This is a genomic window from Streptococcus didelphis DSM 15616, assembly GCF_000380005.1.
Taxonomy (GTDB): Bacteria; Bacillota; Bacilli; order Lactobacillales; family Streptococcaceae; genus Streptococcus; species Streptococcus didelphis.
On record NZ_KB904196.1, the window covers coordinates 46,671 to 69,062 of the forward strand.

15 protein-coding genes, 2 pseudogenes and 1 riboswitch are annotated in these 22,392 nt (G+C 37.9%); of the genes and pseudogenes, 10 read left to right on the forward strand and 7 right to left on the reverse strand.

Annotated elements, in window-relative coordinates; genetic code table 11:
• Window positions 1-33 precede the first annotated feature (33 nt).
• Both A3GU_RS0106630 and A3GU_RS0106635 read right to left on the reverse strand, forming a co-directional pair.
• Complete coding sequence (locus A3GU_RS0106630) at window positions 34-1,305, reverse strand: replication-associated recombination protein A (RefSeq protein ID WP_018366758.1); 1,272 nt, start codon at window positions 1,303-1,305, stop codon at window positions 34-36.
• A 149-nt stretch (window positions 1,306-1,454) separates the two neighbouring features.
• Window positions 1,455-3,548, reverse strand: coding sequence for an amidase family protein (locus A3GU_RS0106635; RefSeq protein WP_018366759.1), 2,094 nt, complete (start codon window positions 3,546-3,548; stop codon window positions 1,455-1,457).
• Between the two features lie 509 nt (window positions 3,549-4,057).
• On the opposite strand from A3GU_RS0106635, the pseudogene A3GU_RS09670 reads away from it, so the two are divergent.
• The 6 genes and pseudogenes from A3GU_RS09670 to A3GU_RS0106665 all read left to right on the forward strand — a co-directional run bounded on the left by A3GU_RS09670 (window position 4,058) and on the right by A3GU_RS0106665 (window position 11,249).
• A pseudogene (locus A3GU_RS09670) lies at window positions 4,058-5,549 on the forward strand (RNA-binding domain-containing protein).
• Between the two features lie 165 nt (window positions 5,550-5,714).
• Window positions 5,715-6,185: a DUF3013 family protein gene (locus A3GU_RS0106645; RefSeq protein WP_018366760.1), complete on the forward strand. Its 471-nt coding sequence runs from the start codon at window positions 5,715-5,717 to the stop codon at window positions 6,183-6,185.
• Window positions 6,186-6,239: 54 nt separating this feature from the next.
• A complete protein-coding gene (prmA, locus tag A3GU_RS0106650; RefSeq protein ID WP_026216473.1) occupies window positions 6,240-7,193 on the forward strand; it encodes a 50S ribosomal protein L11 methyltransferase in 954 nt (317 codons plus the stop codon).
• A complete protein-coding gene (locus tag A3GU_RS0106655) occupies window positions 7,193-7,936 on the forward strand; it encodes a 16S rRNA (uracil(1498)-N(3))-methyltransferase (protein ID WP_018366762.1) in 744 nt (247 codons plus the stop codon). Before prmA ends, A3GU_RS0106655 begins: the two co-directional genes overlap by 1 nt.
• Before the next feature lie 210 nt (window positions 7,937-8,146).
• A complete protein-coding gene (locus tag A3GU_RS0106660; RefSeq protein WP_018366763.1) occupies window positions 8,147-10,324 on the forward strand; it encodes a PTS transporter subunit IIBC in 2,178 nt (725 codons plus the stop codon).
• Window positions 10,325-10,409: 85 nt separating this feature from the next.
• Window positions 10,410-11,249: an endonuclease/exonuclease/phosphatase family protein gene (locus A3GU_RS0106665; protein WP_018366764.1), complete on the forward strand. Its 840-nt coding sequence runs from the start codon at window positions 10,410-10,412 to the stop codon at window positions 11,247-11,249.
• Window positions 11,250-11,314: 65 nt separating this feature from the next.
• Here A3GU_RS0106665 and A3GU_RS0106670 read toward each other — a convergent pair whose 3' ends face one another.
• The 5 genes and pseudogenes from A3GU_RS0106670 to A3GU_RS0106690 all read right to left on the reverse strand — a co-directional run bounded on the left by A3GU_RS0106670 (window position 11,315) and on the right by A3GU_RS0106690 (window position 17,255).
• Window positions 11,315-12,352: a M42 family metallopeptidase gene (locus tag A3GU_RS0106670; RefSeq protein ID WP_018366765.1), complete on the reverse strand. Its 1,038-nt coding sequence runs from the start codon at window positions 12,350-12,352 to the stop codon at window positions 11,315-11,317.
• Window positions 12,353-12,424: 72 nt separating this feature from the next.
• Window positions 12,425-12,982, reverse strand: a complete 558-nt coding sequence (locus A3GU_RS0106675; protein ID WP_026216474.1) for a LytS/YhcK type 5TM receptor domain-containing protein — start codon at window positions 12,980-12,982, stop codon at window positions 12,425-12,427.
• Between the two features lie 8 nt (window positions 12,983-12,990).
• Window positions 12,991-13,965, reverse strand: a pseudogene (locus A3GU_RS09675) (nucleoside hydrolase).
• 137 nt (window positions 13,966-14,102) lie between these two features.
• Window positions 14,103-14,147: riboswitch (PreQ1 riboswitch) on the reverse strand.
• A gap of 65 nt (window positions 14,148-14,212) precedes the next feature.
• Window positions 14,213-14,671, reverse strand: coding sequence for a class Ib ribonucleoside-diphosphate reductase assembly flavoprotein NrdI (gene nrdI, locus A3GU_RS0106685; protein ID WP_018366769.1), 459 nt, complete (start codon window positions 14,669-14,671; stop codon window positions 14,213-14,215).
• Between the two features lie 160 nt (window positions 14,672-14,831).
• Window positions 14,832-17,255, reverse strand: a complete 2,424-nt coding sequence (locus A3GU_RS0106690; protein WP_018366770.1) for a bifunctional 2',3'-cyclic-nucleotide 2'-phosphodiesterase/3'-nucleotidase — start codon at window positions 17,253-17,255, stop codon at window positions 14,832-14,834.
• Window positions 17,256-17,469: 214 nt separating this feature from the next.
• Here A3GU_RS0106690 and A3GU_RS0106695 point away from each other — a divergent pair, with 214 nt between their 5' ends.
• The 4 genes from A3GU_RS0106695 (at window position 17,470) to A3GU_RS0106710 (ending at window position 22,309) form a co-directional block, all read left to right on the forward strand.
• A complete protein-coding gene (locus A3GU_RS0106695) occupies window positions 17,470-19,689 on the forward strand; it encodes a RelA/SpoT family protein (RefSeq protein ID WP_018366771.1) in 2,220 nt (739 codons plus the stop codon).
• A 14-nt stretch (window positions 19,690-19,703) separates the two neighbouring features.
• Window positions 19,704-20,147, forward strand: coding sequence for a D-aminoacyl-tRNA deacylase (gene dtd / locus A3GU_RS0106700; protein WP_018366772.1), 444 nt, complete (start codon window positions 19,704-19,706; stop codon window positions 20,145-20,147).
• Window positions 20,148-20,181: 34 nt separating this feature from the next.
• Window positions 20,182-21,027, forward strand: coding sequence for a helix-turn-helix domain-containing protein (locus tag A3GU_RS0106705; RefSeq protein ID WP_018366773.1), 846 nt, complete (start codon window positions 20,182-20,184; stop codon window positions 21,025-21,027).
• Between the two features lie 148 nt (window positions 21,028-21,175).
• Window positions 21,176-22,309, forward strand: a complete 1,134-nt coding sequence (locus A3GU_RS0106710; RefSeq protein ID WP_018366774.1) for an ABC transporter ATP-binding protein — start codon at window positions 21,176-21,178, stop codon at window positions 22,307-22,309.
• Window positions 22,310-22,392 lie beyond the last annotated feature (83 nt).

Below are 22,392 nucleotides of genomic sequence, written 5' to 3' on the forward strand. Positions count from 1 at the left end.
AATTTGGGGAACGTTTTCTATCTTAGTTTTATTTTATTCTTGAGAAAGCTTGTCAATCCTAGCTTTATTAGCAGCAAGGGCTCGCTCGTATTTTCCTGTTTCGACTGCTTCAAAATAGTGACGCTTTTTTAACTTATCAGGGAGGTACTGTTGCTTGACCCATTTTTCAGGATAGGCATGAGGATAGAGGTACTCTTGGGCATTTCCTAATTCTTTACTTCCTAAATAGTGGCCATCGCGGAGGTGTCTTGGAATGGGAAGGTTACCTGATTTTCTTAAATCATTAAGGGCAGCATCTATGGCAAGATAAGCTGAATTTGATTTTGGGGATAAGGCAAGATCAATAACAACGTTGGCTATTAGGATTCTAGCTTCTGGGAATCCGATTTTTTGGGCAGCTTCAAGTGCTGTAACAGTATGAATTTGTGCCTCGGGGTTGGCCAAGCCTATATCTTCATAGGCGATAACAATTAAGCGTCTTGCAAGGCTAGGTAAATCACCAGCTTCAATCAGGCGTGCAGCATAATGTAAGCTGGCATTGACATCAGATCCTCGAATAGATTTTTGCAGTGCTGATAACACATCATAATGGGCATCGCCATTTTTATCCATGGTAATATAGCTTTTTTGCAGACTATTTTCAAGAGTATCTAAGGTGATATGGCGTAATCCTTGACTATTAGTCCTGGTAGACATAACGGCTAATTCTAGGGAGTTGTAGGCAGAGCGCAGATCTCCATTTGTAGCAGATGCAATAAAATCTAAGGCATTAGGATCTAGAATAACTTCAAAGTCAAATCCCCTTTCTTTATCTGCAAGTGCTTTTTCTACAGCTTCCTTGATGTCATCATTAGAAAGTGGTTCTAATTCAAAAATTTGCACCCGGCTTCTAATAGCAGGAGTTACGGAGAAAAAGGGATTCTCAGTGGTGGCGCCAATCATAATGATATTACCATTTTCTAAAAGAGGTAAGAGAAAGTCTTGTTTTACCTTGTCCAGACGATGAATCTCATCTAATAAGAGGACTAAGCCACCAGAAAATTTAGCTTCTTCGGCAATTTCTTGTAGTCTTTTTTTGCTGTCTACAGTGGCATTAAAGGTTCGAAAAGCATATTTGCTAGTCCCTGCAATAGCACTGGCAATAGAGGTTTTACCAATTCCTGGGGGCCCATATAAAATCATGGAGGATAGCATATTAGCAGCAACCATCCGATGGATTATTTTACCTTCTTCTACCAAATGTTTTTGTCCAATAATTTCTGAAAGTTTTCTAGGACGCATGCGTAGTGCTAAATTATCAGGCATTCTTTTTCTCCAAACGTAAGTAATATCTTATTAACCTTTAAGGGAGTCCTGCTTTCTATAATTGTGGAAACTAGAAAGTCAGGCAAGATTATAGCTATTGTAACAAAAAAACTTAGATTTTCTCAATTGGAAAATCTAAGTTAAAAGAATTAGGTCTTTTTTCGTTTGGCTAAAATAAGTAAAGAGCTGGCAATAAAGCTATAGCCCAGTACTGTCATCAGCCCATACTGACTGTCCTTAGTATCAGGTAAGGTTTTTTGCCCATGGTTTGGGGTTTTAGGGCTAGCAAGAAAGTTTGTTTGGTGATAGTGAACTTGAATAGGAAATGTAGCTGTTGGGTTTTTGTGATTATTAGACTTTAGAATAGGATCAGTTCCTTCTTGGGTTGTGGTTGGCACTTGGTGATGATAGAGGGTTTGGAATAAGCCCGCTTTTTCAAATAAGTCCCCCATTTGTAGAAGTAGCCTATCATTATTAGCTGAGCTATTAAACAAAATCCCTAGAGGAAGTCCATCTTTTGTGACATGGGTTGGCAGGCTTAAGGATGGAGTCCCACTTAAATTGGCTAATTGGGTGAAAGGAGTCAGGGTCCAGGCAGGTAACCATTGTTTGTAAATCAGGTCTAATTTTTCTGTTTTAGATAGCTTGGACATGTCTTCAAGTTGAGGAATTAACTCTTTTGCAATATGGTGGTAATCTGCACTTGGAGCAGCAAAGGCTGTCGTTGGGGTTAAAAAGAGGGGATACTTCTTATAGAATTCTGCCATGACTTGATTCATACTAGCAATGTGTTCCCAGGCTTTTTTGACATCTTCTTTGCTTAAATCCTTACTTGTTTGGTAAAGAGCCCAGCTTAGGAGTTCGACATCTTCTTTTTGCAGGTGACGTTTTAGGTTTTGTTGTGCCAGAAAGTCAATGACTCCTGCACCAGATGCAGCAATTTTATAATAATCTTCCATCATGGCTTTGCCATCTACAGGATAGTCAACCTCTACTGTTTTGAACCCTTGTTCTTTTAAAAAAACAAGGGCATTGTCTACAGCAGCTACTGCTTCAGGACTAATAGGGGTTCCAGCAGGTGTTTTTTTAGTATAAGCAATGGTCATGTCTTGACTCAATTTAGCCTTTGTCTGTAGGTTTTTAGTCTTATCCTTTAGGAGAAATTCAAATAATGTTGAGGTATCTTCCATTGATTTGGTTAAGGCAAAATGGCTCACATTACTCGTTTCAGATGAAGAATTGCCTTCTAAGATTCCACGACTCGGATGAAGACCAATGAGACCAGTCCAAGAGGCAGGGATACGTGTTGAACCTCCACCATCAGAGGCACTGGCAACAGGCACTTGTCCATAAGAAACAGCAGCTGCAGAGCCTCCAGATGAACCTCCAGGATTATGATCTAAATTCCAAGGATTATGGGTGATACCGTAGAGATCAGAATTAGTGACATTTATCCACCCCATTTCAGGGTAAGAGGATTGTCCAATGACTACAAAACCAGCCTTTTGCAGCTCTTTAACATAAGAACCTGTGGAAGTGCTTGTTTTGCCATCAAGAAAGGCTAAACCATTTGTATTAGAACCCCCTGAAACAGTGTGTCCAAGACCTTTTACTAGAATAGGAACTTTATAGAAGGGCTGACCAGTATCTACCATAGCGGCACTTTCTTTTCTGGCTAGATCTTCTCTTAGGCTAATAACATTGTTGAGATTAGGGTTACTTGCCTTAATGGTCTGGATGGCATAATCTAAAAGCTGGTCCCCACTAAGGCCGTAGTGGCGTACCAAGTTAGCTAATTGACTAGCACTTGCTTTTTGATACTCTTCAAGGCTGAAGTTTAGGGCTTTTTCTTTCTTTTCTCCATCGACATAGGCTGTGCTACTAAGCTTGGCTGGCTTAGGCTGATTCTCATTTACTGCTGCTTGGGCAGGCTGGGCTGTGGGTTCAGCCTTTACAGCTGGCATTGAGCTGGCAGCAGGTGTAGGACTGTCAGAATCAGTTATTGTTTCCTTGTCTGTGTCTTGATTAGGACTTGCAGAGCTAGTCTGTGTTTTATCAGAGGCACTTATTTCAGCTTGTGGAGCAGAAGGGCCACTAGCTACCAAGCTAGTATCAGTTGAGGCAGTAGCATTCTCTTGGGCTGAAACGACTTCTTGTGACCATATAAAACCAGCTGAAAGCAAGAGGCTGGCTAGAAGCATTGTGGCGCTTTTGGAATGAACATAGTTTTTTTGTTTTAGCATAGTTCCTATCTCTTTCTTATTTTCTATGTTTATTCTAATAGAGTAAGAATAAATACACAAATGAAAAGGATTACAATTTTTTAATTAATGAGTGCTTAAATGGCCCTCGCTTCTGAAAGACCTTCTTTCATGCTATAATAGAGTAATTAAAGAAATAGAATGGAAAAAAACAATGGCAAAATTTGGTTTTTTATTTTAGTTCAGACCATATTTTCAAATGCCATTTATAAAAAATAGACAATAATTACTTGAAATACATTATCAAGGCTTAATTCTTCAGTCATTGAGACCCCCTAGTATGTTATAATATTGACAGTGGTTGATTTGGACCTGTGTCACTTGAGGGGGATTCTTTTTTTTATTTATATTGTCAAGCCCTTCCACATGTGCAGATACATGTGCGAACTGTTTACCCTAATAAACTCAGAGATTACGCTTTTTTTCTAATAAGAAAAGGCAGTATTCCCTCGCGCGTGTGCGAATACGTGTACGAATAGATTGGAGTAAGAATGCAAAAACACGATATACAAAAAATACTAGTAGCAGGGGAAAGCCAAAGCGTTGAATTTAAAGAAGCTAAGAACTCTTTTCCAAAAGATGGTATGAAAACAATCTGTTCCTTTGCTAATACAAATAATGGCTTATTAATTTTAGGTATATCAGAAAATACAAAAAATAAAGAATTTTAATAAAATACTTGATGAATTATATAGCTTGCTTAACAACCCTAAGAAAATAAATAGAAATGTTGTTGATGTGGAAAGTGTTCAAGTTAAAACTATAGAAGGGAAAACTATCATTATTATCCCTATTAATAAAGTTGACTATAAAGATAAACCAATCTATCTCAATGAAAATATAACCTCTACCTATTTTCGTCAAGGAACTGGTGATTATAGATGCTCACAAGAACAGATTAATACCATGTTAAGAGACTCAGCAAAAGAAAGTTTTGATGGCACCCTTATCCAGAATTTCTCTATTTTAGATTTAGATGAAGAAACTATAAATCGATATCGAGAAAAGTTTAATAATATAAATACTGAACATCCCTTTTCAAAATTAAATACAGAGCAGTTTCTTTTAAAAATAAATGCTTTACGAAAGGATCGTAAGGATAATAAAGTAAAACCTACAGTAGCTGGTTTATTAATTTTCGGTAAACACACTGCAATAAAAGAATTTATACCTCACTATAATGTAGAGTATGTTTTAAAAGAATTTAATAAGAATAATCGTTTTAAAGATAGAGTAATTTATGATGGTACGTGGGGAGAGGATAATCTTTTTAATTTCTTCTATCTGGTTATTGAAAAATTATATCTAACATTAAATGACACCTCCAATCTTCAGGAAAATTCTGTAAATCGAATTGGAATTTCAAAATTACGAATTGCTATTCGTGAGGCATTCGTTAATAGTCTTATCCACTGTGACTATAAAAGTGATAAGGGAATTGTAATCATTAGATATTCTGATAGATATATATTTACAAATGGTGGTACACTTAGAATTGACCTAAAAGACTTTTTTACTGGAGCCCATTCTGATCCTAGAAACTATCTTATTCAGGAAATATTTAGATTTTTAAATTTATGTGAAAAGGCTGGAACTGGAGTGCCCAAAATTATGGAAGCAGTTAAGGAAAGTCATTTAAAATATCCAAAATTAGACACTCAATTAGATTCTGTTGAATTGACTTTATGGGATACTTCCCTTATAGATAATCTTAATATCGATAATGAATTTGAGAAAAAAATATTGGAGTTAATCATTGAAAATCACTTCATAACGAGAGAAACTTTAGAAGAAAAACTAAAAATTCATAAAAATACTATTTTAAAATATTTGAAAATATTATTAGAAAAACACATCATTGATAAATTTAAATCAGGTAGACAATATGTATACTTTATAGCACAAAACCAGGATCCTGAATTTCAAAAGTATAATCATATCAATACCATGTACTCCCTACTTGAAGAGATAAAACGGAAATAAGATTGATCTCTTCTAATATCAAAAGGTAAAGAAGGGATACTCTATTTTAAGAAGGTAATTAATAGTTTGTAGTTACCAAAAAGATGATTAAAAAATGTAGTCTCAATTATTAAGGTGTTACAAAGCCTTATATATCAGTATTTAGAAAGAATAGGTTATAAAATAATGGCAAAATTTGGTTTTTTATCAGTTTTAGAAGAAGAGATGGACAAGTATTTTCACTATGATTATGCGATTGATTGGGATAAAAAAAATCATGCAGTGGAGCTTGCTTTTGTACTAGAGGCACAAAATAAAAGTGCTGTGGAAACAATTGATGACAGTGGTCAGTTGAGTCAAGAAGATATTATTTTTGAAGATTTTATTATTTTTTATAATCCTCAAAAATCTAAGTTTAATCAAGAGGATTACTTAGTTGCCATTCCTTATGAGCCCAAGAAGGGGCTTTCTCGTGAATTCTTAGAGTACTTTGCTCAGTTTCTCAATGATTTGGCTGCTGAAGGGCAGAGTGATTTGATGGATTTCTTAGAAGATGATAGTAAGCTAGATTTTGGTTTGGACTGGGATGCGCAAGCTTTTGAAGCTGGTCTTGCCAGCTTAGAGGAAAAAGACTATGTCTCTTATCCGCGTTATTAGGCTAGAAGCATAAGTACTAAGGGTAGAGGTTTTTAAGAAAGGGTGGTTTATTTTATGGATAAATGGCAGGAGCTAACGGTGAGAGTGCATCGTGATGCCCAAGAGGCGGTATCTAATATGCTTATTGAGGCTGGAAGCCAGGGTGTTCTTATTAATGATAGTGCTGATTATTTAGGTCAGCTTGACCGCTATGGGGAGGTATTTCCAGAAGTTGAACAATCAGAAATGATTACGGTCGTGGGATATTTTCCAGATACTATGGCTTTAGATGATTTGCAAAGCTCCATTCAAAATGACTTGGCTAACTTAGCTGGTTCTGGGCTTGAAACTGGGGAGATAGCTCTTTCTTCACAGGCCCTGGCAGAAGAAGATTGGGCTGACAATTGGAAGAAGTACTATGAACCGGCTCGTATCAGTCATGATTTAACGATTGTTCCTTCTTGGACAGATTACCAGGCAGAGCTAGGAGAAAAGATTATTAAGTTGGATCCTGGTATGGCTTTTGGTACAGGTACCCATCCGACAACTAAAATGAGTCTTTTTGCTCTGGAGCAGGTCTTGCGTGGTGGGGAAACTGTTATTGATGTAGGCACTGGCTCAGGTGTGCTTTCTATTGCAAGTTCATTGCTAGGGGCTAAGTCTATTTATGCTTATGACTTGGATAATGTGGCTGTGCGCGTGGCAAAAGAAAATATTGATTTGAATAAGGGGACCGAAAATATTCAGGTAGCTGTTGGTGACCTTCTAAAAGGTGTTGATATTAAGGCTGACTTAATAGTAGCTAACATTCTAGCTGATATCCTTATTCATCTGACAGAAGATGCTTATCATCTCTTAAAAGATGAGGGTTATCTCATTATGTCGGGAATTATTTCAGAAAAATGGGATATGGTTCGTCAGTCTGCAGAAAATGCTGGTTTCTTCCTTGAGACACACATGATTCAAGGGGAGTGGAATGCCTGTGTTTTCAAAAAAACAGATCATATTTCAGGAGTGATTGGTGGCTAATGCAACAATATTTTATTAATAAACCTTATCAAAATCCCTTGGTGCTTGATGATAAAGAGACACTTAAGCATATGTTTCAAGTCATGCGTCTACTTGAAGGAGATCAGCTGGTTTTGGTTTTCCCTGATGGTGTTAAATATCTGGCAAGGGTTAAGAGTAGTAGTGAGCACAGCTTTGATATTTTAGAAGAACTATTAGATGATGTGGAGCTACCAGTAGACGTTACGATTGCTTCTGGTTTTCCTAAGGGAGACAAGTTGGAATTTCTATCTCAGAAGGTCACAGAGCTTGGAGCAAGTGCCTTTTGGGCCTTTCCTGCTGATTGGTCAGTGGTCAAGTGGGATTCTAAAAAATTAGCTAAAAAGTCCGAAAAATTAGCAAAAATCAGCAAAGGGGCTGCGGAGCAAAGTAAGCGTAATAAAATTCCAGATGTCAAACTCTTTGACAAGAAAGCTGATTTTTTAGCGCAGCTTAAAGACTTTGACCATATTTTGATTGCCTATGAGGAATCGGCTAAAGAGGGGGAAAAATCTGCATTTGCACAAGCTTTGGCAAGTCTAAAAAAAGGAGAAAAAATTCTCTTTATATTTGGCCCCGAGGGAGGAATTTCCCCAGCAGAAATCAGCCTATTTGAAGAGGCTGGTGGCCTTAAGATTGGCCTAGGACCACGGATTATGCGAACAGAAACAGCTCCCCTATATGCCCTAAGCTCGCTCTCATATGCCTTAGAATTGGATAAATGAAAACTAGTAAGATCAATTAGCAGACCTTAATACTTAAATTTACTTTTGTAATAAGAGATGATTTGTCAGACTTCCTTAAGCGATTGGGGAAGTTTTTTTGCTTTAAAAAAGCTTTACAAAAGTTAAAGGAGCTAGTATAATAAAAATGCAAGCGATTGCGTAAAACGTTTACAATTTTGGTTTATGGCTTATAAAAAGGAGATTAGGCTAATGAAATCTTTTAAACAGATTTTCAGTTTTGAGTTCTGGCAGAAGTTTGGTAAGTGCTTAATGGTTGTAATTGCCGTTATGCCTGCAGCTGGTTTGATGGTGAGTATTGGAAATTCGATTCCTTTAATCAATCCCAATTTATCTATTTTAGTAACTACTGGAAATGTGATTGCTCAAATTGGTTGGGGAGTTATAGGGAATCTCCACCTCTTGTTTGCTCTTGCTATTGGTGGGAGTTGGGCAAAAGAAAGAGCTGGTGGAGCCTTTGCTTCAGGACTAGCTTTTGTTTTAATTAATCGTATTACTGGAGCTGTTTACGGTGTTAATGCAGCCATATTGTCAGACCCAGAAGCAAAAATTAAGAGTTTTTTAGGGACTCAAATGATTGTTAAGGATTATTTTACCAGTGTCCTTGAGTCTCCAGCCTTAAATACAGGTGTTTTTGTTGGGATTATTGCTGGTTTTGTGGGAGCAACTGCTTATAATAAATATTATAACTACCGCAAGCTACCTGAAGTATTAACCTTTTTTAATGGCAAACGGTTTGTTCCTTTTGTGGTTATCTTTCGCTCAACTTTAGTTGCCTTAACCATGGCTATCATTTGGCCTCTTATCCAATCTGGGATTAATGGTTTTGGAATGTGGATTGCTTCTTCACAGGATTCAGCTCCTATATTAGCACCTTTTGTCTATGGAACCTTAGAACGTCTCTTGTTACCTTTTGGTCTTCATCATATGCTAACTATTCCAATGAACTATACTTCCCTAGGTGGCACTTATGAAGTTATGACAGGTGCTTCTAGTGGCACTAAAGTTTTTGGTCAAGATCCTCTATGGTTGGCTTGGGTTACTGACTTGGTTAACCTAAAAGGATCCGATTCTTCAGCTTATCATCATTTAATGGAAACAGTAACACCAGCTCGTTTTAAAGTAGGGCAGATGATTGGTGCTACAGGTACTTTGATGGGTGTTGCGCTAGCTATGTACCGGAATGTCGATTCTGACAAAAAGGCTAAATATAAAATGATGTTTATTTCAGCAGCGGCAGCTGTTTTCTTAACAGGAGTAACAGAACCTTTAGAGTACATGTTTATGTTTGCTGCTATGCCATTATATCTTGTATATGCTCTTGTCCAAGGTGCTTCTTTTGCTATGGCTGATGTGGTTCATTTGCGTGTACATTCCTTTGGTAATATTGAATTATTAACCCGGACTCCAATGACCATTAAGGCAGGGCTGGCAATGGATTTGATTAACTTTGTCTGGGTCTCGCTCTTATTTGCAATTCTCATGTACTTTATTGCAGACTTTATGATTAAGAAACTGAATCTAGCAACTGCTGGGCGACTTGGAAATTATGATGCAGACATGCTAGCTGATACAGATAAGGTAGTAATCAGTAAGCCTATTGATGGCCAATCCCAAGTTGTTCAAATTATTAATCTTCTTGGTGGAGCTGATAATATTTCGGAAGTGGATGCTTGTATGACACGCCTTCGTGTAACTGTCAATCAGGCTGATCAAGTAGCTGCTGAGGACTTGTGGAAAAAGGCTGGCGCTATGGGATTAATCCTTAAGGGAAATGGTGTTCAGGCAGTTTATGGACCAAAAGCAGATATTTTGAAATCAGATATTCAGGATTTATTGGACTCAGGTCAACAGATTCCAAAATCCCATTTTAAAGAAGAAGCCAATCACATAGAGCAGGTAGCTTTTAAGGGGATTACAGAGCAAATACTATCTGTAGCTGATGGAGAGCTTTTACCTATCACTGAAGTTCATGATCATGTTTTTTCTGCTAAAATGATGGGTGATGGCTTTGCAGTAGAACCTAGTTCAGGTAATATTTATGCGCCTGTTTCAGGTATTGTAACGAGTATTTTCCCTACAAAGCATGCTTTTGGCCTTTTAACAGCTAATGGTCTGGAAGTCTTAGTACATATTGGACTAGACACTGTTGCTTTAAATGGGGTACCTTTCTCAGTTAAAGTAAGTGAGGGACAGGCTGTTCAGGCAGGAGATTTATTGGTGGTGGCTGATTTGGCGGCTATCCAATCAGCAGAAAGAGAAAGAACTGTAGTTGTTGTATTTACAAATCCAACTGAAATTAAAGAGGTTGTTCTTGAAGCAAGTGGTTATCAAATTGCTAAAAGCCCAGTTGCCAAAGTGACCTTATAAGAATTTAAGAAAAGAAAAAGAGTAACTCCTTTAGATAATTCATCTGAACTAGTTACTCTTTAAGTGTATCAAGGAGGATAATAGCATGGCTAAATGGTTAACAATCAACACCCATTCTTGGATGGAAGGCAATGCCTTGAAAAAATTAGTTGACTTAGCAGAACATATCTTGGCAGAAAAATATGACGTGATTTGTTTACAAGAAATTAATCAATTATTGGCAGGGGAATTAGCAGGGCAGGTACCTTATTACCAAAAGCTGGCAGAAAGTCCAGAACTTCATAAGGATAATTTTGCTCTGCTATTGGTTCATTATCTGCAAAAAAGAGGCCAGATTTACTATTGGTCCTGGGCCTACAATCATATTGGATACGATATCTACCATGAGGGCGTAGCTATTCTTTCAAAGGAACCTATAGAAGCTAGTTCTCTTTTAGTAACAGAAAGTGATAATGAGTATGACTACCATACAAGGAGGGCTCTGCTAGCTAAGACCAAGCTAGCAGGAATTGAGACTACTTTTGTTTCGGTGCACCTTTCTTGGTTTAATAAGGGATTTGAAAAAGAGTGGGAGCTTTTAGAAGCGAAACTTAAGTCCCTTAAGATGCCTCTGGTACTTATGGGAGATTTTAATAATCCTACCGATTTAGAAGGTTATCAACTCATTATGAAAAGCCCCCTACAGTTGCAAGATAGTCATAAGGTGGCTCAGAAAGTTTTTGGGGATCATAGTATTGTAGCTGATATTGATGGCTGGCAAGATAATAAGGAATCTTTCAAGGTTGATCATATTTTTACCAGTAAAGATTTTACAATAGTCTCATCAGAAATAACCTTTGAAGGAGGCTATGCTCCTGTTATTAGTGATCATTATGGTCTAGAAGTAGAGGCTTATTTCAAGTCAAAGGAAGCTAAGAAAGAGTAAGAGAAAAAAGACCTGAGAAGGTCTTTTAGTTTGTTCTTACATGAAAGATATTTTCTCTTGTCTTTTTAATCAATCATTTTACTTTGTAAATAGGCATCTACCAATTGTTCAGTGGCAAAAACTGAGTCAGTATGGGTGCGTTCATAAGAGTGGCTTGACTCAATACCTGCACCTAAAAGAGCATGTCTGACTTCTGCACCAGAGCTCATGGCAGCAGAGGCATCACTTCCATAATAAGGATAGATGTCTAGTTTGTAGGGAATCTTCTTTTCCTGACAGAGTTTAACCAAATGCTGGCGAAGTTCATAATGGTAAGGACCTGAAGCATCCTTTACACAGATGGAAACGGTATATTCATCAGTAGCTTGGTCATCACCCATAGCCCCCATATCGACAGCTAGATATTCTACGGTTTCTTGAGGTAAGCTAGAATTAGCTCCGTGGCCGACTTCTTCAAATGCTGAGAAATAAAAGTGGGTGGTGTATGGTAATTGGATGTTTTTGGTTTTATATTCTTTCAATAATTCAATCAGGATTGCAGCTGAAACTTTATCATCAAGGTGACGGGATTTAATAAAACCACTATCAGTAACAATGACCCGGGGATCAAAGGAGATAAAGTCTCCAACTTCAATGCCTAAAGCACGTGTTTGTTCAGCACTTGATACCTTTTCATCTAAGCGAACTTCCATACTGTTTTGATTACGCTCTGCACTTCCTGCATCTTTATAGACATGAACAGACGTTTGGTGAATGAGAATGGTTCCTGTGATTTCCTTATTGTTTTTAGAAACATGAACAATGCAATTTTCACCTTCAATAGCATTGTAAACAAAACCACCTATTAAATCCATTTTAAGGCGACCATCAGGCTTGATAGCACGAACCATGGCTCCAAGAGTATCGAGATGCGCTGTAACAAGCCGGTGCTTACTATGATCTTGACCTTGAACAGAGACCATGAGTCCTCCTTTATGAGTACGAGTAACCTCATAACCAAAAGAAGACAGCTCAGCTGTGACATAGTCCATGATAGCCTTGGTATAGCCAGTTGGTGAAGGAATTTGTGTCAATTTTGTAATATAATCAACAGTTGTTTTCATACAGTCTCCTATCTTTTATCACTCCTAAGTAACCCTAAAATTATACCATTTTTTACCAGTAAATGGCTGATTTCACTTGTAGTTTTTAAAAAGAGAAGAAGTCTGTATTTTTAAGTTTTTGATAACTGCTAAGACCAAAGCAAGGCTGATGAATCGATCTAAATAATCACTTGTCATTTGAACAAGTAGAACACTTGCAGTTAGATTAAGGCCAAGGCTGTGCAATACTTGCACTAATAAACTTGAACCACTAGAGGTGATGCCCTTAAAAAGAGAAACAGTGATTAAGGCAGCAAGGGCGGTTCCGGGTAAAGAAATGCAAAAAGCCTTCCATACAATCTCTTTAGCTCTGCTATTATGCCTAAGAAAAAAACCACTAAGTAAGGCTGTCACCATAGCCACAGGTGCATAAAAAAGAGCAAAGGCATCACTTGTCAGCCAGGATAAGAGGGCGCTGCTCATAGCAGTTGCAGCTCCGACCCAAGGACCCAATAGAAGAGATAACAAAAGGGTACCAATCATATCTAAATAAATAGGAAGGTGCAAAAAAAGGGCGAGATTAGCTCCTATATAATTGAGTGTAATAGCCAAGGCCATACTTGTTAGCAAATATATTTTTCTCCTATTCATGGATTATCCTATTCTAAGCTTTCTAAATCTTTTGTAATGCTTGTTTTTGGGAGGCCTAAAAGAGTTGCTAAGAAATCCTGCCAGAAATACTTAGTATCAACCCTTGTTAGTATGTGACTATTGGCTTTTTGATGGTAGAAGTCATGGCTGTCTACAATGCTTTGTCCAAGGGCAATTCCTTCTCTAGCAATATCTGTATAGCTATCAAAGCCCTGACAGATATCAGGATAGAGAAAATAGACAATGGCAAGTGGATCGTTAATCACACAGCCAATGATATGTTCATACTGTCAGTGGAAATTAAAGTAGAATTGTGTAATAGCTGTAATAAATTGACCTTCAGAAGGGTTCATTCTGTTTATGTAAGCCAAAATATTAGGGGTTAAGACAATTTTTCTAGTAACATCAAGACCAACCATTTCAATCTTACGCTTTAAACTTTTAAAGCAGATATGGGCAGCATGAGGATCACACCAATAGTTATACTCGGCTACTGGTGAACAGTTGCCATGAGATTTAAAGCTTCCTCCCATGCTTACAAAGCGTTTGCAATTATCTCCTAATTTAGGGTTGATATTAAGTGCTTGAGCAATATTGGTTAGAGGACCTAAAGCAATAATAGAAGTAGAAGTTGGGGTTTTGAAATGCTCTGCTAAAAAATCAGCAGCAGCTAGTGGTTCGGCCTCTTTTGAGGATTTAGTAGTGAAAGAAGTATCACCTAAGCCATCTATACCATGTGTATCTTGAGCAGAGATATAGTCTCTTTTTAGCGGGGTTCCTTCTCCTAAATAAATAGGAATATCTAAACGCTTACTTCTCTCCAAAATAAGAATGGCATTTTGAAGTCCAATTGTAACAGGGACATTTCCTTGAACAATAGTAATTGCAAGGATTTCTAAGTTGGGATTCTTAATGGCATATAATAAGGCTAGGCTATCATCAATACCAGGGTCACAGTCAATAATAACAGTTTGTTTAGGCATCCTTTTCCTTTCTTTCTATAAAGTTAAATCTCGTCACAAAAAACCTGAGACGATAAGGTCCCAGGTTATAAAATAAGTGAACTAAGCTTTTCTTGTATACAAAGAAGATCCGACATATTGCCAGAAGATTCTTTTAAGGTTACTTAGTTTTTTATTCTGGGAAGTTTTCGAACCAGCCCAGGATATCCTGATTTAGAGTCACTCTTAGTCTACTATGAATGAAAAAACTTGTAAAGACTAAGTTTTTTTACTGTTCTTGTCTCTTAGCTTTAGTGTCTAGAATAATACGAGCCAGCCTTTCAATGTCTGAACTTGTTCCTCTTAGTTCAAAATCCCCTAGCATGGGAAAACCAAACCGTTTAGCATACTGTTTAGCTGTGAGACAATATTGATTGTTAAAATTACGATTACCAGAGCCAATAATGCCTAAACAATGCTTGTAGTTGTCGTGGGCAGCAATAAAATCCCCTAGAGGATTGGTTAGAATTTCAACATCACCAGAGTCCAGCCCGTTTCCCCCTTCTAAATAAGTAGGTAAAATCGCTACAAAGTCTTCTTCAACAGGAAATGTTTCATGCTTTAATTCTTTGATATTAATAGTCTTGGTTTGAATCTTAAAATGTGTATCAAGGTACTGACTGAGACGTTTGACAAAGCTAAGAGTATTACCACTTAGGCTAATAAAAACAATGGTTAAATGGGGCATGGCCTCTCCTTATACTATATCTTGTAGTTATGTTTAAAGTTTAGCACAAGATATAGATATAAACAAGAAAAAAAGAAGCACAAAACAAGTGCTCTAGAAGCAACAATGTCTTATAAGACTTCTTTTGCGACCCTATTTTATAAGGATAAAACGGGGTTTATTATTTATTTATCACTTTTCTTTTTTTGAAAAAAGTAGCCAAACTAAGAAAGCCTAGACCTAAGATGAGAGCACCGCTGGACTCTTTACTGCCAGTCTGTGGAAGTTGGGTTTGCTTCTGGTTACTATTGAGTAATATAGCCTTATCCTTGGTTTCTTGATAGGCTGCCGCAGCCAGCTGATAAATTGCTTGGCGATCTTTTACAGCCAAGGCTTGCTGACTAGAGGTAGCGCCTCTATCAGTAGCAAGTTCTGGTTTCACGTAGGTAAAGCTAAAATCAGCAAAACCTTCTATTTGTGAGGGACCTGAATAGTTAATATCCTTATAATCATTACTTAAATCCTTTGCTTTTGTAGCACTTAGGAAATGTAAGTTGAGACCTTTGATAGTGTCTACGAAATACCAGTTATTATCAGCACTTGGATTAATGGTTTTTTCACTAGTAATATAATTAATAAGGGCTTGACGATTTTCTAAGTTTAATAAATGATTCATGCTAGCATTTTTAGCACCTGGGAAGGTTCCACTTGCTCGATAATTATTGGTTACAACCATGAATTCTTGTTTAGGGTCAATAGCTTTACCAAGATAGGTTAGGTTTCGTACACGACTAGCATTAGGATTGATGAGACTGCCTTTTGCGTCATATTTATTAGGCTGGGTAATATCAAATTCATAGGAAATCCCGTCAATAACATCAAAATTATAGGTACGGTAATCTGTATTAATTATATTTTGTACTTCTTTTTTACTAGGATCAATAGTATTGAATTGTCCTGCTGACATTTCCAACCATTCTTTTAAATCTGCACCAGTAACTTTAAGGAGGGTTGCTACATTATCATATAAATAAAGATCAGCTACATTTTTAATAGCAAGAGGACCTGCTGGAATATCAGTATAGGCAGATGGGTCATTGCGGGTTCCTGCCTTAAAAGGAGCCGCTGCTGATAAGAGAGGAAGACTAGCTTCAGGACTTCCAGCCAGTTCTTGTTTGGCATACCAGAGCTGGGCATTGTTTACAATTTGGACAGAAGGGTCATCCTTAACCAAGGCAAAATAGCTGGTAATAGGCGCGGTTGTTTGCCCAACTTGCTGACGAACATAAGCAATCGTTTCTTGATGCACCTTTTTTGCGAGAGCAAGGATTTCTGACTTAGCAAGGTTTGATTTGCTATCAATTTTTCTTATTTCAGCGTGGTTAAGGTTTTTATTGACTGCCCACTTACCATCATTATAAGTGAGGTTAAGGTCGATAATGCCAATATGATCACCATATTTTCCAGCCATGGTGACGGGAGTGCCATTAATTAAACCAGAGATGCCATTAACTCCCCCGTAACTTTCGTAGGGTCCATTGCCAATTCCCGAAGGGAATTCGGCGTGAGAGTGACCAGTAACAACGGCATCTACGCCAGCTATGCTAGCAATTTGATAGCCTACGTTTTCTTCACCTTTTTCATAGATATTATCGCCAATACCTGTATGGGCAAGAACTAAGATAATGTCTGCACCGGCATTTTTGATGGTGGGAACAAGGTCTGTGATTGCTTCTACAGAATCTTTGACAGTAACCTTGCCTTCTAAGTTCGCCTTATCCCAGTTCAAGATTTGAGGAGGAACAATGCCAGTAATGCCTATTTTGAGACTTGTTGGTTGACCATTTTTATCCTTGAAGGTTTTGGTGATGATGTCGTAAGCTTTGAAAAGGTTTTTTCCTGTTTTGCTATCCATTACATTGGCATTGACAATGGGTAGACCTGCTGAGGCAATTGCTCTTTCAAGATAAGGGAGGCCATAGTTAAATTCATGGTTTCCTAAGGTAGAAGCATCATAACCAAGAGCATTTAAGGCAGCATACATGGGATGGGTTTCTCCTGGTTTGATAGGATTAATAATGGCGGTGTAGGTTGCAAGTGGCGTTCCTTGTAGGATATCACCGTTATCAACCAGAACAGTATTAGGGTTTTCTGCCTTGGCCTGGTCAATTAAAATAGCCGCCTTGGCAAGTCCGATAGATTGAGAATCCTTATCTTGATAATAGTCATAATTAACTAAATTTGAGTGAATATCAGTTGTTGAGACAATCCGAACATCTACTGTTTGACCATCAAGAGGGAGGTTTGCAGCTTGTTTTGCAAGGGGAGATAGCTGATTATTGTCATTTGCACTTACTGAAAGATTAGAAGTAGCTGGTTCAGCACTAGTGACTGGAAGGTCAGCAAGTTTTAGATTGCTATTTTGAGCACTGCTTGAGTTAGTGGTAATGGGTTGGTTCTCACTAAGGATTGGTGCAGAGCTAGTAATAGACTCGCTGTTTGCAATAGAACTACTTGTTTGATCGGCTTTGGCTACTTGTACAACAGTAGCTGAAGCAAGCATCGCTAAAAAAATAGCACTTTTTGAAAAATAGTGTTTGGTCATTCCTAAAAATCTCCTTGATGGCTAATATGTGAACGTGGATTTCTATTATAACTTTAAAAAACGCTTCCAGCAATCCTATTTACGAACCTTTTTATTCTTTCTTTATTTTTTGTCTATTTTGTCAAGAAAACTCAGATTTTAGTCTAAGGATTCTTTCTTTTTCTTTTGTGCTGAAAGTGTTAAAATAGGAAAAAGAAATGGATACGAGGAAGAGATGGTCAAAGAAATTAATTTAACAGGGGAAGAAGTAATAGCTCTTACGGCTACTTATATGAATGATAGCGATGTTGCCTTTGTTCAAAAAGCTTTAAAATATGCGACGGCTGCGCATTTTTATCAAGTTAGAAAATCAGGTGAACCGTATATTATTCATCCCATTCAAGTGGCTGGTATTATAGCGGATTTGCACTTAGATGCTGTGACGGTGGCCTGTGGTTTTTTGCATGATGTGGTTGAAGATACTGATATTACCCTAGATGATATTGAACTTGATTTTGGTAAAGACGTTCGTGATATTGTTGATGGTGTGACAAAACTTGGTAAAGTTGAATACAAGTCGCATGAAGAACAACTGGCTGAAAATCATCGCAAGATGTTAATGGCTATGTCGAAAGACATCAGAGTCATTTTAGTAAAATTAGCTGACCGTTTGCATAATATGCGTACCTTGAAACATCTACGTAAAGACAAACAAGAACGTATTTCTCGTGAAACCATGGAAATATATGCTCCCTTGGCACATCGTTTAGGGATTAGTCGTATTAAATGGGAACTTGAAGATTTAGCTTTTCGTTATCTTGACGAGACTGATTTTTATAAGATTTCCCATATGATGAAGGAAAAACGTCGTGAACGCGAAGCCTTGGTTGATGAAATTGTTGAAAAAATCCTTACTTATACGAATGAACAAGGACTCTATGGGGATGTTTATGGCAGGCCAAAGCATATCTATTCCATCTACCGTAAAATGCGGGATAAGAAAAAAAGGTTTGATCAGATATTTGATTTGATTGCTATTAGATGTATCATGGAAACCCAAAGTGATGTCTATGCTATGGTTGGTTACATTCATGAGCTATGGCGGCCCATGCCAGGACGTTTTAAGGATTATATCGCAGCGCCCAAGGCTAATGGCTACCAATCTATCCATACGACTGTTTACGGACCTAAAGGGCCTATCGAGATTCAAATTCGAACCAAAGAAATGCACCAAGTCGCTGAATACGGGGTTGCAGCTCACTGGGCCTATAAAAAAGGGATAAAAGGAAAAGTTAATCAAAACGACCAAAAAGTTGGGATGAATTGGATTAATGAATTAGTGGAACTTCAGGATGCGTCAGATGGTGATGCTAAAGGTTTTGTAGACTCTGTTAAAGAAGATATCTTTTCAGAACGCATCTATGTTTTTACCCCAACTGGTGCAGTCCAGGAATTGCCCAAAGATTCAGGTCCGATTGATTTTGCCTATGCTATCCATACCCAGGTTGGCGAGAAAGCGACAGGTGCCAAGGTTAATGGTCGGATGATTCCACTAACCTCTAAATTAAAAACAGGTGACGTTGTTGAAATTGTTACCAACCCTAATTCATTTGGTCCAAGTAGGGACTGGATAAAAATTGTAAAAACCAATAAGGCTCGCAATAAAATACGTCAATTCTTTAAAAATCAAGACAAGGAATTGTCCATCAATAAGGGCCGTGAATTATTAGTTGGTTATTTCCAAGAACAGGGACATATAGCTAATAGATACCTTGACCGTAAGAGTATAGAAGAGATACTCCCTCGTTTAAGTGTCAAGAGTGTTGAGTCCCTATATGCAGCTGTTGGTTTTGGAGATATTAGTCCCGTATCAGTCTTTAATAAATTAACAGAAAAAGAACGCCGTCAGGAAGAACGTGCTAAGGCTAAGGCAGAAGCTGAAGAATTAGTTAAGGGTGGCGAAATTAAGCATGAAAATAAGGATGTGCTTAAGGTTAGAAGTGAAAATGGAGTTATTATCCAAGGAGCTACAGGACTACTGATGCGTATTGCCAAGTGCTGTAATCCTGTACCAGGCGACCCTATTGAAGGTTACATTACCAAAGGCCGGGGAATAGCTATTCATAGAGCAGATTGTAATAATATCAAGAACCAAGAAAACTATGAACAACGCTTGATAGATGTAGAATGGGATATGGAAACTTCTAGCAAGGATTATCAGGCAGAAATTGATATCTATGGTTTAAACCGTACAGGTCTTTTAAATGATGTCCTGCAAATCCTATCTAATTCAACCAAAAGCATTTCTGCTGTAAATGCCCAACCAACCAAAGACATGAAGTTTGCCAATATCCATGTTAGCTTTGGAATTCCCAATTTAACCTATTTGACTACGGTTGTTGAAAAGATAAAGGCAGTCCCTGATATCTACAATGTTAAACGAACTAACGGCTAAAAGGAGATGTGACCATGAAGATTATCATTCAACGCGTCAAAGAAGCTTCTGTTTCGATTGATGGGGGAATAGCTGGCGCTATCAAAGAGGGCTTACTCCTTTTAGTAGGTGTTGGTCCAGGTGATATGGCAGAAGATATTAACTATGCTGTGCGTAAAATCACTCATATGAGAGTTTTTTCAGATGAGAATGGTAAAATGAACTTATCCATTCAAGACATTAAAGGAAGTATTTTATCTGTTTCTCAGTTTACCCTTTATGCAGACACTAAAAAGGGCAACCGTCCTGCCTTTACAGGAGCTGCCAAACCAGATATGGCTAGTAAGTATTATGACAGCTTTAATGAACAGTTAGCACAGTTTGTGCCTGTTAAGTGTGGTGTCTTTGGAGCCGACATGCAGGTTAGCCTCATTAATAATGGCCCAGTAACCATTATCCTTGATACTAAAAATCGCTGATAAGCCCTAAGTAACTTATATGAAAAGGAAGGCTATGACACTGAAAGATTTATTTCCAGATATGCAAGTGGGCTCTTTTCCCTTACCTGATCAAGATTGGATTAGCATTGAAGAAGAAGGGCACTACCTGCACTTTCCTAAGGACAGTTTATCAGAGCGAGAACAATTATTACTAGCTTTGGGGCGTGGCCAGCAAGTTTCACTTGGACAGTTAAGGTCGCCTTGGTATCATTATCTGCTTGAACATGAGGGGCAGCCTCCTGAGAGTTTTGAGAATTGTCAGTTGATTTATCTTAACCATCACCTTCCCTTATCTCTAGAATTAATTGATTTGTTAAGGGGTATGATTGGGCAAGTGGAGGCAGTCCTGCCTATCAGTCAGACCAGAACAGCCCTCTTGTGCCCACAAGAGAGCTCATCAGACCTCTTGCAACTTTTAGGAGATCTTCTGCCGACAATTGAGAGTGATTTTGGCTTAGCCCTGACAATTTTTATGGGCAATAGCTGGCATAAGGTGGCTGCTAGCAGTTTGCGTGATTGTTTTGAAGAAGAAAATCGTTTGCTGACGGCTTATTTGTCCCAGAAGTCTGCTGGTCACCTTCTTACCTTTTCAGAAGTCATTTTGTGGGGACTCTTAACTGGTCAGTCTTTACCAAGTGTGATGGCTTATTTTAACCAAAGGATTAAAGAAAGCAGTGAAGTGGCTGAACTTGTTAAGGCTATGTGGCAATCTCATGCGAATCTTGTTCAAACCGCCCAAAAATTATTTATTCACCGGAATTCCCTCCAATACAAACTGGATAAATTAAGTCACCAAACAGGCCTAAACCTGAAACATTTAGACGATTTAGCTTTTGCCTATCTTCTCACTCAAAAATAAGTTCTTGTGCAAGGTGCCCAAAAATATTTGGGCGCCTTGTCTATTTTTTGAAAGCCTTTTCTTTGATATAATAAAGACATCACTAATCAAAGTAGCAGTCCAGCTTATTTGACACTAAAAGACTGCTGACGCTATAAAGGAGCCAATTATGGTAGAATTAAACCTAAATCACATTTACAAAAAATACCCAAACACCACTCATTATGCTGTGGAAGATTTTGATTTGGACATTAAAGACAAGGAATTCATTGTTTTTGTAGGTCCTTCAGGCTGTGGGAAATCAACGACTCTTCGTATGATTGCAGGACTTGAAGATATTTCCGAAGGAGAATTAAAAATTGCTGGTGAGGTCGTTAATGACAAGTCACCTAAAGACCGTGATATTGCCATGGTTTTCCAAAATTATGCCCTTTATCCCCATATGTCAGTTTATGATAACATGGCTTTTGGACTAAAATTACGTAAATACAAAAAAGATGACATCGACAAACGTGTCAAAGAAGCAGCACAAATTCTAGGCTTAACAGAATTCCTAGAAAGAAAACCTGCAGACCTCTCTGGTGGACAAAGACAACGTGTGGCTATGGGGCGTGCAATTGTACGTGATGCTAAGGTTTTCTTGATGGATGAACCTTTGTCAAACTTAGATGCTAAATTGCGTGTGTCAATGCGGGCTGAAATTGCTAAAATCCACCGTCGTATCGGCTCAACAACTATTTATGTTACCCATGACCAAACAGAAGCTATGACCTTGGCTGACCGTATTGTTATCATGAGTGCTACTAAAAATCCTCAAGGAAATGGTACTATTGGTAAAATTGAGCAGGTTGGGACACCACAAGAATTATACAATTTACCAGCTAACAAGTTTGTTGCCGGCTTTATTGGCAGCCCTGCTATGAACTTCTTTGAAGTTACTGTTAAAGATGGCCGTATTACAAGTGATCAAGGTTTAGATATTGCTATTCCAGAAGGGCAAGAAAAAATTCTCGATACTGCTGGTTACAAGGGTAAAAAGGTTGTTTTTGGCATTCGTCCAGAAGATATTTCAAGCAATCAAATCGTACAAGATACCTATCCAGATGCGAGTGTTAGAGCAGAAGTGTTGGTGTCAGAACTTCTTGGTTCAGAGACCATGCTTTATGTTAAGTTAGGAGCTACTGAATTTGCCTCTCGTGTAGATGCGCGTGATTTCCATAATCCTGGTGAAATGGTTAACTTAACCTTTAATGTTGCTAAAGGGCATTTCTTTGATTTAGATACAGAGCAAGCAATTCGTTAATAATCCCCTACTTGAGATAATAAAAGGTCCTCAAATTAACGTTTGAGGACTTTATTTAAGGAAAAAGAAATTAGAAAGATACA

What these genes read in the sequence shown, in the direction of transcription:
- A3GU_RS0106630 (WP_018366758.1), bottom strand. Translation starts at nt 1,305, where the DNA reads ATGCCTGATAATTTAGCACTACGCATGCGTCCTAGAAAACTTTCAGAA.
- A3GU_RS0106635 (WP_018366759.1), bottom strand. Translation starts at nt 3,548, where the DNA reads ATGCTAAAACAAAAAAACTATGTTCATTCCAAAAGCGCCACAATGCTT.
- A3GU_RS0106645 (WP_018366760.1), top strand. Translation starts at nt 5,715, where the DNA reads ATGGCAAAATTTGGTTTTTTATCAGTTTTAGAAGAAGAGATGGACAAG.
- prmA (WP_026216473.1), top strand. Translation starts at nt 6,240, where the DNA reads ATGGATAAATGGCAGGAGCTAACGGTGAGAGTGCATCGTGATGCCCAA.
- A3GU_RS0106655 (WP_018366762.1), top strand. Translation starts at nt 7,193, where the DNA reads ATGCAACAATATTTTATTAATAAACCTTATCAAAATCCCTTGGTGCTT.
- A3GU_RS0106660 (WP_018366763.1), top strand. Translation starts at nt 8,147, where the DNA reads ATGAAATCTTTTAAACAGATTTTCAGTTTTGAGTTCTGGCAGAAGTTT.
- A3GU_RS0106665 (WP_018366764.1), top strand. Translation starts at nt 10,410, where the DNA reads ATGGCTAAATGGTTAACAATCAACACCCATTCTTGGATGGAAGGCAAT.
- A3GU_RS0106670 (WP_018366765.1), bottom strand. Translation starts at nt 12,352, where the DNA reads ATGAAAACAACTGTTGATTATATTACAAAATTGACACAAATTCCTTCA.
- A3GU_RS0106675 (WP_026216474.1), bottom strand. Translation starts at nt 12,982, where the DNA reads ATGAATAGGAGAAAAATATATTTGCTAACAAGTATGGCCTTGGCTATT.
- nrdI (WP_018366769.1), bottom strand. Translation starts at nt 14,671, where the DNA reads ATGCCCCATTTAACCATTGTTTTTATTAGCCTAAGTGGTAATACTCTT.
- A3GU_RS0106690 (WP_018366770.1), bottom strand. Translation starts at nt 17,255, where the DNA reads ATGACCAAACACTATTTTTCAAAAAGTGCTATTTTTTTAGCGATGCTT.
- A3GU_RS0106695 (WP_018366771.1), top strand. Translation starts at nt 17,470, where the DNA reads ATGGTCAAAGAAATTAATTTAACAGGGGAAGAAGTAATAGCTCTTACG.
- dtd (WP_018366772.1), top strand. Translation starts at nt 19,704, where the DNA reads ATGAAGATTATCATTCAACGCGTCAAAGAAGCTTCTGTTTCGATTGAT.
- A3GU_RS0106705 (WP_018366773.1), top strand. Translation starts at nt 20,182, where the DNA reads ATGACACTGAAAGATTTATTTCCAGATATGCAAGTGGGCTCTTTTCCC.
- A3GU_RS0106710 (WP_018366774.1), top strand. Translation starts at nt 21,176, where the DNA reads ATGGTAGAATTAAACCTAAATCACATTTACAAAAAATACCCAAACACC.